The sequence below is a fragment of the Bacillus basilensis genome, assembly GCF_050630465.1.
GTDB lineage: Bacteria > Bacillota > Bacilli > Bacillales > Bacillaceae_G > Bacillus_A > Bacillus_A basilensis.
Genome location: NZ_JBNTQO010000002.1, coordinates 211651 through 225154, shown reverse-complemented (window position 1 = coordinate 225154; position 13504 = coordinate 211651). Strand labels below are relative to the sequence as shown.

Here is a 13504-nt window from a genome sequence, read left to right as displayed (position 1 = left end):
AAAATAATGCGAACTCATTCATTCACGCTATTTTCTATCCATTTCTTCGCTTTTTCATCCACATTACGTACAAACTCAGTTTTCCCTTCCGAATATAACGCACCATCATATGTATACTTTTCAGCTAATTCTTTCTTTAAAGTTGCATATGCCTCTGCTTCTTCACAATGAGCCATCATATAATCACGAAATGCTAAATGCCTTACTATCTCTGGATTTCCTTTTTCAAACACGTGTAAATGATACGAACGTTTTTCCTCCGTTCCATGAATAAAATAGCGGCGTCTTGAAATACCATTTTCTCCTTTTGCGATGTAACCAAGCTCTATAAATCGTTCATTCCACCTATCTACTCTTTCGATACTCTCTACTTCCATAATCATATCTATAATTGGTTTAGCTGCCAGTCCTGGCACTGACGTACTTCCAATATGATGAATTTTCACCGTTTCTGGCATCGCTGATTTTAATCTTTCAACCTCTATTTGAAATTTTTCACCCCAATGATTTTCATGCGGAACAACTACAATTTTCCTCATTCTAACTCCCCCTTTCTTACAAGCTCGTCAAAAAAATGATCAGTGAAATATCACTGATCATTTTTTTATTATTTAAAGTCTTTCCAAGTAAGGCTACTTTCACTTAACAGTTCTTCAAATGATTTATTCTTTTCACGTTCTTTTTGTTCTTGGCGCTTTCTTTCCAGTTCTGCTGCCTCTTTTTTCTCTTCTCTCACTTGCAATTCTTTCTTCTTATTCTTTAATTGCTGCATAAGTGAATCATTTAATTGATCACCTAATGTAAGAGATTCTTTCTTTGATTGATTCACTTGAGATTGTCTCTGCATTTGTCTTTGTTTCTTTTTCTTCATGCTGCTCACCTTTTACTTTTTTCTCCATTATAGTAGATACAAGATGAAATCGACAACAAAAAAGGGTCATTACTTTATTATTCATCTTTTGTAAATATGTTAATTTTTCGAAAAAACTAAATTTTTATATAGATATAATCCTATGAATCTATTAAAATTATGTCGTATGATGTCAGATTATAAAAAAAGGAGAATTAAATTATGTGGAAAAAAATTATTCCTGCTGTTGCCGTTTTAAGCACCATTACTTTTTCAAGCGTATTTGCCGCTCCCCCATCTCAGACTCCAGCTGAACAAAACCGCTACATAGACGTACAAATGCTTGGTATTAATGATTTTCATGGACAACTAGATACTGTTAAAAAAATTAATAATAAAGAAGCTGGTGGCGCTGATTACTTAGCTACTTATTTAAAAGAACGGAAAAAACAAAACCCGAATACACTTCTCGTACATGCTGGTGATATTGTAGGTGCTAGTCCACCAGTTTCAGCATTATTACAAGATGAGCCTACAATTGAATTTTTAAATGACTTAAAGTTTGATGTTGGTACAATCGGAAACCATGAATTTGATGAAGGTATCGATGAAATGAAACGCCTCATTTACGGTGGATATCACGAAAAAACAGGAAATTTCAAAGGCGCTAACTTCCCTTATGTCGCTGCAAACTTCTATAACAAATCAACTGGTCGACTATTTTTACCCCCATTTACTGTAAAAATGGTAAACGGTGTGCCTGTAGGATTCATTGGCGTTGTTACAACTGATACACCAAATGTCGTTATGCCAACTATGCTTCAAAATGTAGAAATCACTGACGAAGTAGAAGCAATTAATAAATCAGCGCAACAATTAAAGCGTCTCGGTGTTAAATCTATTGTCGTCCTTGCTCATGTCGGTGGAACAACAGATGAATCTGGTATAACAAATGGAGACCTTACTCGAATTGCAAATGAAACAGACCCGGAAGTTGATATTATTTTCGGTGGACATAGTCATACGTATGTAAATGGTACAGTAAATAATAAACTAATTGTCCAAGCGAACTCTTACGGAATGGCTTTCTCTGATGTGGATGTAACGATTGATAGAAAAACAAAAGATATTGTGAAGAAAAAAGCTGAAGTTGTTACAACATACCATGAAGGTGTAGAACCTGATAAACAAGTAAAGAAAAAACTAGATCAATATAAAGAAAAAATCGCACCACTTGTAAATGAAGTTGTCGGAAAATCTACAGCACCTATCGACCGTAAACAAAATGCTGCCGGTGAGTCCACTCTTGGAAATTTAGTTGCCGATGCCCAGCGCCAAACGATGCAAACTCAAATCGCACTTATGAATCCGGGCGGCATTCGTAATGACTTAGATGCTGGCGATATTACATGGGGCGAATTATATGGTATTCAGCCTTTTGGAAACCAATTGATTAAAGTAGATTTAACAGGTCAAGACATTCGCGACATTTTAAATCAGCAATGGCAAAAAGGTACGACAAGAATGCTTCAAATTTCAGGTATTCAATATACGTGGGATGCAAACAAACCAAACGGTGAAAAAGTTACAAATATACGTTTAACAAACGGAGAAGAATTATCTCCATCTAAAACGTATAGCGTAGTAGCGAATGCTTTCTTAGCTTCTGGTGGTGATGGATTTGTATCATTTAAAAATGGGAAGAATTCAGAAACTGGTCCAAACGACTTTGAAGCACTAGTCGATTACGTAAAACAATTAAAAGAACCAATTCAGCCAGTTATTGATGGAAGAATTCAAAAAGTAAATTAAGTATTTTCCTAATAAACAATCCAATTTTTTCAATGCAAAGGATATGCACTTATCCTGTATATTATCCGTAATATACAGGAAACAAAGAAAAGGATACTCGTTCTTACAATGAACATAGTATCCTTTTTTAGTTATCAAAATGTGATGTTTTGTTAAAATCATATTGTTGTAAAAATTGTTGTAACGCCTCTTCTACAAGTTTAGATTTTTGAATTCCTTTCGATTCTGATATGGCGTCTAATTTTGCTAATATTTCTTTATTAATAGAAAAGGTACGCTTCTTTTTTTCTGTACTTATATTCATAATGGGTGCACTTACTTCTTCTCTCTTTCTTAGTAATTCATAAATACTTTGTAATTGCTCATAAATTAATAATTGATAATCCGTTTTCGCATATTGAAGGGCTGTCGCTTCTTGGAGTTGTAAGTGACGCGGTTCTTCTCCATCTCCTACAAAAATACGTTTCTTCTGTTCTCCATCATATTCGTATCCAATCAATCTTAATTTCTTTGATAATGTATACGGGCTCATTTCAAGACGTTTTGCTATAATAGCGATGGATTCACGTCTATTTAAACAATCTATAATTTCTCCAATCGTCACAATTTCCCACCTCCCGTGTTGAAATGACACTAGTATGGTATGTTACAATGATTTTCTAACAGTATATGCAAAACGAATAGCCTGTGCGATTCATACGATTTCAGAAAAGGAGGTTTTCAATATGCTTTTTCGTAGCTATACTCCGCAGTTCTATAATGAAAATAAACAACTCATTCCTAATAGTATCGCTACGATGGAAAGCGTTATGATTAACAATCGAAAACAAACCCTCCTTATGCGCGGGCAAAACATAGAGCAGCCTATTTTATTGTGCTGTCATGGTGGACCTGGCATGGCACAAATCGGATTTATTCGCCATTTTCAAAAAGAATTGGAGAAACACTTTATCGTTATTAATTGGGACCAACGCGGGGCAGGCAAATCCTTTTCAATGAAAGATTTCGGAGCAAATTTTACAATCAAACAATTCGTTTCCGATGCAAAAGAAGTGATTCAATATGTACTGAAAAAGTTTAACAAACAAAAACTCTTTCTCGCTGGTCATTCTTGGGGAAGCATTATTGGGCTTAACATAGCACATCAATATCCACAGTATATCGAGGCCTACATCAGTATTGGGCAAATTGTACATATGAAACAAAACGAAGAATTACTATATCAACATTTAATTCGTTCTGCCAAAAAGCATGATCATAAAAAAGCATTAGCTTCTCTTTTAAAATTAGGTAAACCACCATTTTTAGATACGAGACGTCTCATTATTCAAAGAAAGTGGCTTGGTACATTCGGAGGAGCAATCCAAAACGGATCTTCCTTTTCTTTCATACGAAAAGGTTTCTTTTCTCCTGAATATACGCTATTAGATTGGTTCAAGTTTCTCGTAGGAAACTTAAAATCTGGTGTTTTATGGGAAGAAATGCTGACAATTGATTTCTTTTCGTCCATTTCAAGTTTATCTATTCCTGTTTACTTTTGTTCTGGCCGCTATGATTATCAAACTCCTTATGCACTCGTTCAGGAATATTGTGATGTTATGGAAGCACCTATAAAAAAGATGATTTGGTTTCCAAATTCAGCACATTCTCCTGATTTAGAAGAACCGGAATTATTTGCTAATTCTTTACAATCAATTAAAAAAGAGCTAACTTTTCAGCATTAGTAACAAAGGGCTCTTTTACATTTCATAAAAAACATTTTATAATAATATGTCGCAACTATGTATAAATCTAGCAAAGTGCTTCATATTTACTTGCCTTAACAGAATAAAAAATTTAGGGAGATTACATTTATTATGAATGCTGTACTCGTCGCAGTAGCAGTTATGCTATTGCTTAGTTTGTTACGTGTCCAGGTCATTGTCGCCATCATTGTTGGAGCTTTAACAGGCGGAATTATCGGCGGACTCGGTATTTCAGAAACTATTAACACTTTTACCACTGGTCTTGGAAACAGTGCTCCAATCGCTTTAAGTTATGCAATGCTTGGCGGTTTCGCTATTTCCCTTTCCAAAACAGGACTTCCAGATGCCATGATTCAAACGGCATTAAAATGGATTGGCAATGAACAAGACACAAAAAAACAAGTTTATTCAAAAATACTTATTTTATTTATCATTTTAACGATGGCTTGTTTCTCACAAAATGTTATTCCTGTTCATATCGCTTTCATCCCCATCTTAATTCCAGCACTTTTAAAAGTATTAAACGAGCTGAAAGTAGATAGAAGGCTTGTTACATGTATTATTACATTCGGATTAATTACTCCTTATATGTGGATTCCTGCAGGATTCGGAAAAATTTATCATGACGTATTGCAAACAAATGCCGCGCAAAGTGGTCTTACATTTGACGTTACACTTATTCCAAAAGCGATGACTATTCCAGCAATCGGTATGATTATCGGATTATGTGTCGCGGTATTTATTACGTACCGAAAACCTCGTACGTATGAAACTGAACAAGTTCATACTACCGAAAATGAAATCGTTCCCTATACAAAACGAAACATTACTTTCGGGTTAGTATCTATCTTAGCTACATTGACTGTTCAATTAGCAACAGAATCAATGATTTTCGGTGCTCTAGCGGGGATTATCGTTTTATCAGTTAGTGGTAGTCTACCTCTTAAAGAAGCAGATGCAATTTTAACAAGCGGAATGCGTATGATGTCCTTTATCGGATTTGTTATGATTTCTGCCGCTGGGTTCGGTGCTGTCCTTCGAAAAACAGGACATGTTGAATCCCTTGTACAAACGAGTGCACATATGATTGGGAATAACAAACCACTCGCTGCATTTCTTATGCTCGTTATTGGACTTCTCGTTACGATGGGAATTGGTTCATCCTTTTCAACCATCCCTATTTTAACAACAATTTTTGTACCTCTTTGCATTCAACTTGGATTTAGTCCAATGGCTACAATTGCAATTATCGGTACAGCCGGAGCGCTAGGCGATGCAGGATCTCCAGCATCAGATAGTACACTTGGACCAACATCCGGTTTAAATGCTGATGGTCAACACCATCATATATGGGATACATGTGTACCAACTTTTCTGCATTATAATATACCGTTACTTATATTTGGCTTTATTGCCGCAATTACATTATAAAAGGTGCGTTTTATACGCACCTTTTACTTTTTTATTTTTCCTTTTAATTGTTGCAAAGCTATTTTCCCATTTTCCTCGACACAACTTTCAATTTTCATGAGTGATGGGCCTATCCATTCACTGTCTATGCTCCCGTTCAGTCCAATAATTTTCAATTTATTCGGTATACAGATATTTAAATTTTTCGCTGCTCGAATTAACTCAAAAGTAATCTTATCACTTGAAGTTACAATTCCATCTATATACGGATTGTTTTGCAATAATGTAATAAACTGTTTATTCGTATACCCTTGTACACATTCTTCTCGATAAGAGACTCCTTCTTCCCAAACAGCATCTAAAAATCCTGATATGTGCTCTTCCATTTCTTCACTATCTTCTCCCTCACCGAAATAAGCAAGGAAGTGACAGCCTTTCTCTTTTAATAAAGAAACCGCTCTTTGTCCACTTTCATAATAATTTGTATGTGATTTTTTTTTATCAACCACAACAAACGGAAGTGGAATTTCTCCTATACTTTTAAAAACGGCTCTTGTCAAAATAACACCTGCAATGTTATTTTCCTTCAACATATGTATGTACCTATCTTTATTCTCTATATTACAAACAATGATTTGATATCCTTCGTTATATGCTATTTCCTCAATACAATGTAGCAAAGTGATGTTTGATGGGTCATATAAATTATCTACAAGTAATGCAATTATCGTTGAATCTTGTTTAAACAATGGCTTCGCTGTAACATTTGGCCTATAACGTAATTCTTCAATTGCTTCCTTTACTTGTTTTACTGTGTCCTCATGAACGTATCCTTTTTCATTCATAACTCGTGAAACGGTTGCGACTGAAACACCTGCTAATTTTGCCACATCACGTATAGTTGCCACATCGTCACCCCTTAATATGGTAATAGATTACAATTTTACGGTAACCTATATTCTACTATTCGTCAAGGTTAATAACTTATATTTCTGAAAATTGTTACATCATTTCATTAAATGATACTCTAATTGAATTTCATGCAAAATTGAGATACCGTCATATCCAATACGTGGAATTTCTTTCTTTATCTTTCGTGCTTCTTCCACTGCGTTCACATATAAATGAGTCATCACAAAATTACGTTTTTGGTAAAAACGTAACGCATTCATATTATCATTTGTTGTAATAAGCCAAACCTGCCTGCACCGTTCTTCTTCTGCAACTTGTAATACACAATCTACAAGCTTCGTCCCTATTCCTTTTCTTTCTTCTAAGCTATCTAACGATACAATTTCACACATATTTCCGTTCACTTCATATGTTATAATTCCGATTATTCTGTCATCTGAGAGCGCAACAAATCCTGACAACTCTTCTAACCGATGCCCCTTACCACGCGAAACCATCAATGAACTTCCCCAGTTCGCACACATGAACATTCGGATTGTTTCTTTCATCGCTGGTGTAATTTTTTGTATATGCAGCATTTCCTATTTCTCCCCTTTTCTATCATTGTGATACAATATAAGTGTATCACATGTAACGGTATTTGGAGGATGAGGTAAAGTATGAAACGTTTTTTTGCAGCATTGTTTACTATACTAGGTGCGATAACTGCCCTTGGGATTTTCTTTACAAATAAAGTGATGTACTTAAAGAAAAAAACAGAGGAAGAAGTACTCGAAAGAGAAACGAAAAAACATTTTCGTATAGAGGATTTTGATGCTCTTCATAAAGAAGAAATTCATATCCCTTCGCAATTCGGATATGATCTTCACGGGTATTACATTCCTGCTGGTCATTCCAATAAGTTTATGGTTTTTTGTCACGGCGTAACTGTAAATAAAATGAACTCTGTAAAATATGCAAACTTATTTTTAAACAGAGGATATAATGTCGTTATTTATGATCATCGTCGTCATGGTAGAACTGGTGGAAAAACAACAAGCTATGGATATTATGAAAAACATGATTTAAAATCTGTAGTTGACTGGCTAAAAAGTCGTTTTGGCACAAATATAACCCTTGGTATTCATGGTGAATCGATGGGAGCTGCAACACTTCTTCAATACGCAGGGCTTGTAGAAGATGGGGCTGATTTTTATATTGCGGATTGTCCTTTCTCTGATTTTTACGGGCAATTGCAGCACCGTTTAAAAGTGGAATTCCATTTACCAAAATGGCCTTTATTACCTTTAGCAAACGCATTTTTAAAAGTTCGCGACGGTTATACAATTCGTGAAGTGTCACCAATCGACTGTATAAAAAACATTAACAATCCCGTTCTCTTTATTCATAGTAAAGATGACGATTATATTTTAGCTGATATGACAAAAGCGTTATATGAAGCAAAAGAGAATAAGAAACAACTTTATATTGCAGAACACGGTGCACATGCTTGCTCTTATAACGAAAATAAAGAAGAGTATGAAGCAGCCGTCGATCAATTTTTAAACACATATGTGAAAGAAACAAAAAACAGGCTTGCATAAGCCTGTTTTTTTATTGCGCTAAAACGTCTGTAACTTGTTCCATATTTTCAGAAATCCATTGCATTGCATCATCTAACGTTGGAAATTCTGTCGTTTGAAAGGTTACTTCATCTTGAAGTAACCAAACATCCTTCGATTCTTGTCCTACACCTGCAATGGACCAATGTAACAAACTATATGGATGATTATCATTCAAAAATGATGCCCACGTGCGCTCATCTGCAATATTTCGTAATGTACGTAATTGTTTATCCATCTTTCGTCACCTTACTCTAGTCAGTTATAAAAAACATTATAACACTCTCTTCTCTTTCGAACAAAGTGCTCTTTTTGCCCCGCTATTTGCGGGCAGTAAAAATCCTACCTCAAAATTCAGCTGAAACAAAGACGTTAGGTGTGAGATTAACTGCCCCTAAAAGCCCGATTGGTTCAACTAATAATCAGTGGGGGATGCCTCCCCCACTGATTAAAGTTTCACTTTATATTGTCAAGTACTTCTCTTGATTATATGATGGAATTAAGCGTTTGGGAAGGAGGGATAGTGTTGGCAAAAGTACAAATTAAAGTAAATGACAATGGCTCTTTTCGCGTTACAGGGGACGTGGAATTAGTCGACTCACAGGGGAATGTATTCCCAGCAAAACCGGCATTTTCTTTATGCCGTTGTGGTTTATCAAAAAATATGCCTTATTGCGATGCTTCGCATAAAGGTAAATTTGAGTCTGTTGTTAGAGCACCAGAGGCAGAATAATTTTACATGTGACATGCACATTTTTTTGTGCATGTTTTTTCTTTTTATCAACTCCGCTATATCCCTTCTCCTTACAACATTTCTAATACTTTTGTCTTCATTCCAGCCTACATATATTTTCACACAATTCTTCACATTCGAATACTTTTTACTAGCCTTTTATTTTTTTTGTGCTATAATTTGACCAAACAGCATCCTTCGGGGTCGGGTGAAATTCCCAACCGGCGGTGATGAAGCGAAAGCTTCTAAGTCCGTGACCCGTTTTCAACTCGAAAACGGTGGATCTAGTGAAACTCTAGGGCCGACAGTATAGTCTGGATGGGAGAAGGATATGTTTCTAGTTTTTTATATAGTGAATACACTTTTATTTCAGTATGCATATTTTTAAAGATTCATTTTGATTCTTTATATATGTTTAGTTTTCTATACTCATTTTTTATACTGAAATAAAAAGAGACAACTAGCGTTTAAAAAATCCGATATTTTGCTAGGTTTTTTCCTTATGCAGAAATATCGATTATCGTTAGGTTTCTTCCCTATGCTTTCGTATTCGAACTATATTTCTAGAAATCACGTCTCCCAAACCCCAAGGATATTAAATCCTTGGGGTTTTTTGATTTTTTTAGGAGAGGTGAAGAAAATGACAGATCAAGAATATATGAGGATTGCCCTGCAGTTAGCAGAAGGAACATCAGGACAAACAAGTCCAAATCCTATGGTTGGTGCTGTTGTTATAAAAGATGGAAACATCGTCGGTATGGGGGCTCATTTACGTGCTGGTAAAGAACACGCAGAAGTTCATGCCCTTCAAATGGCTGGTCAGAACGCCAAAGGCGCTACCGTTTATGTAACACTGGAACCGTGTAGCCATTTTGGAAAAACACCACCTTGCTGTGAATTGCTCATCGAAAAGGGAGTTAAGCGCGTTGTAATTGCTACCCTTGATTGTAACCCGCTCGTTTCTGGTAATGGAAAAAGGAGATTAGAAGAAGCTGGAATCGAAGTAACTACCGGTGTCCTTGAAGCAGAAGCAGTTTTATTAAATCGCTACTTTTTTCACTACATGAAAACGAAACGCCCATTTGTAACAATAAAAACAGCGATGAGCTTAGATGGAAAAACAGCAACTGTAACTGGTGACAGTAAATGGATTACAGGTGAAGAAGCACGAGCTGATGTTCATCAATATCGCCATACACACGATGCAATTCTTGTTGGAGTGAATACAGTTATAGCTGATAATCCGCATTTAACAACAAGAATTCCTAATGGGGGTAAAAATCCAATACGCGTTATTTTAGATACTCATTTAAAAACGCCACCATCTTCTCATGTCATAACAGATTGTTTAACACCGACATGGATTATGGTTGGTAAGGATGTAAATAAAGAGAAAATAGCTTCTTATGAATCTGAAAATATATTTATATTCCAAATGAAAACGAAACAAATTGAAATTCAAGATGTTTTAGACCTACTCGGTGAAAAACAAATCCTATCTCTTTTCGTTGAGGGTGGTCAAACGGTTCATGCAAGTTTCTTACAAACAAATAATTTCAATGAAATTGTAACTTATATAAGTCCAAAATTAATTGGCGGGAAAGATGCCCCTACTTTATTTGGCGGAAATGGTTTTTCAAAATTACAAGATGCGCTTTCCTTAAAAATTCAAGAGATGAAACAAATTGGCGATGATATAAAAATCGTTGCGAATGCCCGAAACGAGGTGACGAAATGTTTACAGGAATTGTAGAAGAATTAGGAACGATAACAAATATGCAACAAAGCGGGGAAGCAATGAAGTTAACGATACATGCAAATGAAATTTTATCAGATGTTCATTTAGGCGATAGTATAGCGGTTAACGGTATTTGCTTAACTGTAACGAGCTTTACACCTACTTCATTTACAGTTGATGCAATGCCCGAAACGATGAAATCAACATCACTTTGCCTACTCAAATCACACTCTAAAGTAAATTTAGAGCGAGCAATGGCTGCAAATGGACGATTCGGTGGACATTTCGTTTCAGGACATATTGATGGCATCGGGACGATATTAAACAAAAAACAACACTATAATGCCATCTATTACAAAATAGCTATTTCGGATGAACTGCTACGCTATTGTTTGCATAAAGGATCCATTGCTGTTGATGGAACGAGTTTGACAATATTTGATATAGACGAATCTTCCATTACAATCTCACTCATCCCGCACACAGTAAGCGAATCTGTTATCGGAGAAAAGAATGCCGGTGACATCGTAAACATTGAGTGTGACATGATTGGTAAATATATCGAACGCTTTATTACTAAGCCTGTAAGACGAAAAGGTTCAATGACCGAAAACTTTTTACAAGAAAACGGATTTCTATAAGGGGGAAGCATTATGTTTCATCGTATTGAAGAAGCTCTAGAAGATTTAAAACAAGGAAAAGTCGTTATCGTATGTGATGATGAAAACCGTGAAAACGAAGGCGATTTTATCGCTTTAGCAGAGTATATTACGCCAGAAACGATTAATTTTATGATTACACATGGACGCGGTCTCGTTTGTGTACCGATTACGGAAGGGTACGCAGAACGCCTACAACTAGAACCAATGGTATCTCATAATACAGATTCGCATCATACTGCATTTACAGTGAGCATTGACCATGTTTCTACCACAACAGGGATTAGCGCTCACGAACGTGCAACTACGATACAAGAATTGTTAAACCCTGCATCAAAAGGCGCTGATTTTAATCGACCTGGACATATCTTTCCATTAATCGCGAAAGAAGGCGGTGTCCTGCGTCGTGCTGGTCATACAGAAGCTGCTGTCGATTTAGCACAGCTTTGCGGAGCAGAACCAGCTGGAGTCATTTGCGAGATTATCAATGAGGACGGTACGATGGCACGCGTCCCTGATTTACTACAGTGTGCAAAACAATTTGATATAAAAATGATTACAATAGAAGATTTAATCGCTTATCGCCGCCATCATGAAACACTTGTGACGAGAGAAGTGGAAATTACATTACCTACAGATTTCGGTACTTTTCAAGCAATTGGCTATTCTAACTCATTAGATACGAAAGAACATATCGCACTCGTAAAAGGTGATATTTCAACAGGTGAGCCTGTACTTGTACGCGTTCATTCAGAGTGCTTAACAGGAGATGTATTTGGCTCGTGCCGCTGTGATTGCGGACCACAACTCCATGCTGCACTTGCTCAAATTGAGCGTGAAGGAAAAGGCGTTCTTCTTTATATGAGACAAGAAGGACGAGGCATTGGCCTTCTTAATAAGCTTCGCGCTTATAAGTTACAAGAAGAAGGCTTCGATACTGTAGAAGCAAACGAAAAACTTGGGTTCCCCGCTGACCTTCGTGATTACGGTATCGGCGCTCAAATATTAAAAGATTTAGGTTTACAACATTTACGATTATTAACGAATAATCCAAGAAAAATTGCTGGCTTACAAGGTTATGATTTAAAAGTTACGGAGCGCGTACCGTTGCAAATGCCAACAAAAGAAGAGAATAAAACGTATTTACAAACGAAAGTAAACAAATTAGGACATTTATTAAACTTATAATCAAAGGAGAGATTTATTATGGTATTCGAAGGTCATTTAGTTGGTACAGGATTAAAAGTTGGGGTTGTTGTTGGACGTTTTAATGAATTTATTACAAGTAAGTTACTAGGCGGAGCTTTAGATGGATTAAAGCGTCACGGTGTAGAAGAAAACGATATTGATGTTGCTTGGGTTCCTGGCGCATTCGAAATTCCTTTAATCGCTAAAAAGATGGCGAATAGCGGAAAATATGATGCTGTTATTACGTTAGGCACTGTAATTCGTGGTGCTACAACACATTACGATTATGTTTGTAATGAAGTAGCAAAAGGTGTTGCATCTTTATCACTTCAAACAGACATTCCAGTTATTTTCGGTGTATTAACGACAGAAACGATTGAGCAAGCGATTGAACGCGCGGGCACGAAAGCTGGTAATAAAGGCTATGAATCTGCAGTTGCTGCCATTGAAATGGCTCACTTATCAAAACAATGGGCATAAAAAATAAAAAGAGGCTGCGGCCTCTTTTTATTTTTTTACTTTTTTCCGTACATCTTTTATTAATTCATTCATTGTTTTTCCTTCTGTTTGTATATGAAGCGTTTGTGCTGTTCTCCATACATTCTCTCTTTTCTTCGCTTCTTCTATAATAGTAATTTCTTTTCGTACTTCCTTTAAATCTTTCCCTTCTGTTTTCAATCCAAAATGTTCAGCTTTCGTTCGAAAATGTTGTTCAATTCGTTGTTGCATCTCTTTTTGTTCAGGATTTTCAGCGGCCTTAACTGGATCAGCACTTATTGCTTTTAGTAAAATTAGACAAGTCATAATCGCTAATATATATTTGTGCATGTAAAATCCTCCAACCCAATATAAATTA

At 36.1% G+C, this 13504-nt stretch carries 16 protein-coding genes and 1 riboswitch; of the genes, 9 read left to right on the top strand and 7 right to left on the bottom strand.

The window, feature by feature from the left end:
* Window positions 1-14: 14 nt before the first annotated feature.
* On the bottom strand, window positions 15-539 hold the full coding sequence (locus ACQVV1_RS04600; RefSeq protein WP_431168654.1) for a GrpB family protein: 525 nt from the start codon (window positions 537-539) through the stop codon (window positions 15-17).
* Between the two features lie 68 nt (window positions 540-607).
* Window positions 608-871 carry a YqkE family protein gene (locus ACQVV1_RS04595; protein WP_063223062.1) on the bottom strand — a complete coding sequence of 88 codons (264 nt, stop codon included), beginning with the start codon at window positions 869-871 and terminating at the stop codon, window positions 608-610.
* Between the two features lie 201 nt (window positions 872-1072).
* Between ACQVV1_RS04595 and ACQVV1_RS04590 the strand changes: the two genes are divergently transcribed.
* Complete coding sequence (locus ACQVV1_RS04590; RefSeq protein WP_242252131.1) at window positions 1073-2662, top strand: bifunctional metallophosphatase/5'-nucleotidase; 1590 nt, start codon at window positions 1073-1075, stop codon at window positions 2660-2662.
* 127 nt (window positions 2663-2789) lie between these two features.
* Here ACQVV1_RS04590 and ACQVV1_RS04585 read toward each other — a convergent pair whose 3' ends face one another.
* Window positions 2790-3266, bottom strand: coding sequence for a ribbon-helix-helix domain-containing protein (locus ACQVV1_RS04585; protein WP_242252132.1), 477 nt, complete (start codon window positions 3264-3266; stop codon window positions 2790-2792).
* A 121-nt stretch (window positions 3267-3387) separates the two neighbouring features.
* Between ACQVV1_RS04585 and ACQVV1_RS04580 the strand changes: the two genes are divergently transcribed.
* Both ACQVV1_RS04580 and ACQVV1_RS04575 read left to right on the top strand, forming a co-directional pair.
* A complete protein-coding gene (locus tag ACQVV1_RS04580; RefSeq protein ID WP_431168653.1) occupies window positions 3388-4386 on the top strand; it encodes an alpha/beta fold hydrolase in 999 nt (332 codons plus the stop codon).
* A 132-nt stretch (window positions 4387-4518) separates the two neighbouring features.
* Entirely contained in the window at window positions 4519-5838 is a 1320-nt protein-coding gene (locus ACQVV1_RS04575; protein WP_431168652.1) for a Na+/H+ antiporter family protein, read from the top strand.
* Window positions 5839-5861: 23 nt separating this feature from the next.
* Here the strand turns inward: ACQVV1_RS04575 and ACQVV1_RS04570 are convergent, their stop codons facing one another.
* Window positions 5862-6725: a LacI family DNA-binding transcriptional regulator gene (locus ACQVV1_RS04570; protein WP_431168651.1), complete on the bottom strand. Its 864-nt coding sequence runs from the start codon at window positions 6723-6725 to the stop codon at window positions 5862-5864.
* Window positions 6726-6824: 99 nt separating this feature from the next.
* Window positions 6825-7307, bottom strand: coding sequence for a GNAT family N-acetyltransferase (locus tag ACQVV1_RS04565; RefSeq protein WP_242252136.1), 483 nt, complete (start codon window positions 7305-7307; stop codon window positions 6825-6827).
* 81 nt (window positions 7308-7388) lie between these two features.
* On the opposite strand from ACQVV1_RS04565, the gene ACQVV1_RS04560 reads away from it, so the two are divergent.
* On the top strand, window positions 7389-8312 hold the full coding sequence (locus tag ACQVV1_RS04560; RefSeq protein WP_063223056.1) for an alpha/beta hydrolase: 924 nt from the start codon (window positions 7389-7391) through the stop codon (window positions 8310-8312).
* Window positions 8313-8322: 10 nt separating this feature from the next.
* Here the strand turns inward: ACQVV1_RS04560 and ACQVV1_RS04555 are convergent, their stop codons facing one another.
* Window positions 8323-8568: a DUF2552 family protein gene (locus tag ACQVV1_RS04555; protein WP_060632177.1), complete on the bottom strand. Its 246-nt coding sequence runs from the start codon at window positions 8566-8568 to the stop codon at window positions 8323-8325.
* Between the two features lie 288 nt (window positions 8569-8856).
* On the opposite strand from ACQVV1_RS04555, the gene ACQVV1_RS04550 reads away from it, so the two are divergent.
* The 5 genes from ACQVV1_RS04550 (at window position 8857) to ribH (ending at window position 13128) form a co-directional block, all read left to right on the top strand.
* Window positions 8857-9063 carry a CDGSH iron-sulfur domain-containing protein gene (locus ACQVV1_RS04550; protein ID WP_001151582.1) on the top strand — a complete coding sequence of 69 codons (207 nt, stop codon included), beginning with the start codon at window positions 8857-8859 and terminating at the stop codon, window positions 9061-9063.
* A gap of 190 nt (window positions 9064-9253) precedes the next feature.
* Window positions 9254-9397, top strand: a riboswitch (FMN riboswitch).
* Window positions 9398-9703: 306 nt separating this feature from the next.
* Window positions 9704-10816, top strand: a complete 1113-nt coding sequence (gene ribD / locus ACQVV1_RS04545; RefSeq protein WP_242252137.1) for a bifunctional diaminohydroxyphosphoribosylaminopyrimidine deaminase/5-amino-6-(5-phosphoribosylamino)uracil reductase RibD — start codon at window positions 9704-9706, stop codon at window positions 10814-10816.
* Window positions 10798-11442 carry a riboflavin synthase subunit alpha gene (gene ribE, locus ACQVV1_RS04540; RefSeq protein WP_242252138.1) on the top strand — a complete coding sequence of 215 codons (645 nt, stop codon included), beginning with the start codon at window positions 10798-10800 and terminating at the stop codon, window positions 11440-11442. The genes ribD and ribE overlap by 19 nt, the downstream gene beginning before the upstream one ends.
* Window positions 11443-11454: 12 nt before the next feature.
* Entirely contained in the window at window positions 11455-12648 is a 1194-nt protein-coding gene (gene ribBA / locus ACQVV1_RS04535; protein ID WP_098556057.1) for a bifunctional 3,4-dihydroxy-2-butanone 4-phosphate synthase/GTP cyclohydrolase II, read from the top strand.
* 18 nt (window positions 12649-12666) lie between these two features.
* Window positions 12667-13128, top strand: a complete 462-nt coding sequence (gene ribH, locus ACQVV1_RS04530) for a 6,7-dimethyl-8-ribityllumazine synthase (protein WP_000230892.1) — start codon at window positions 12667-12669, stop codon at window positions 13126-13128.
* Window positions 13129-13155: 27 nt separating this feature from the next.
* Here ribH and ACQVV1_RS04525 read toward each other — a convergent pair whose 3' ends face one another.
* Window positions 13156-13476, bottom strand: coding sequence for a hypothetical protein (locus tag ACQVV1_RS04525; protein ID WP_097950637.1), 321 nt, complete (start codon window positions 13474-13476; stop codon window positions 13156-13158).
* Window positions 13477-13504: the final 28 nt, after the last annotated feature.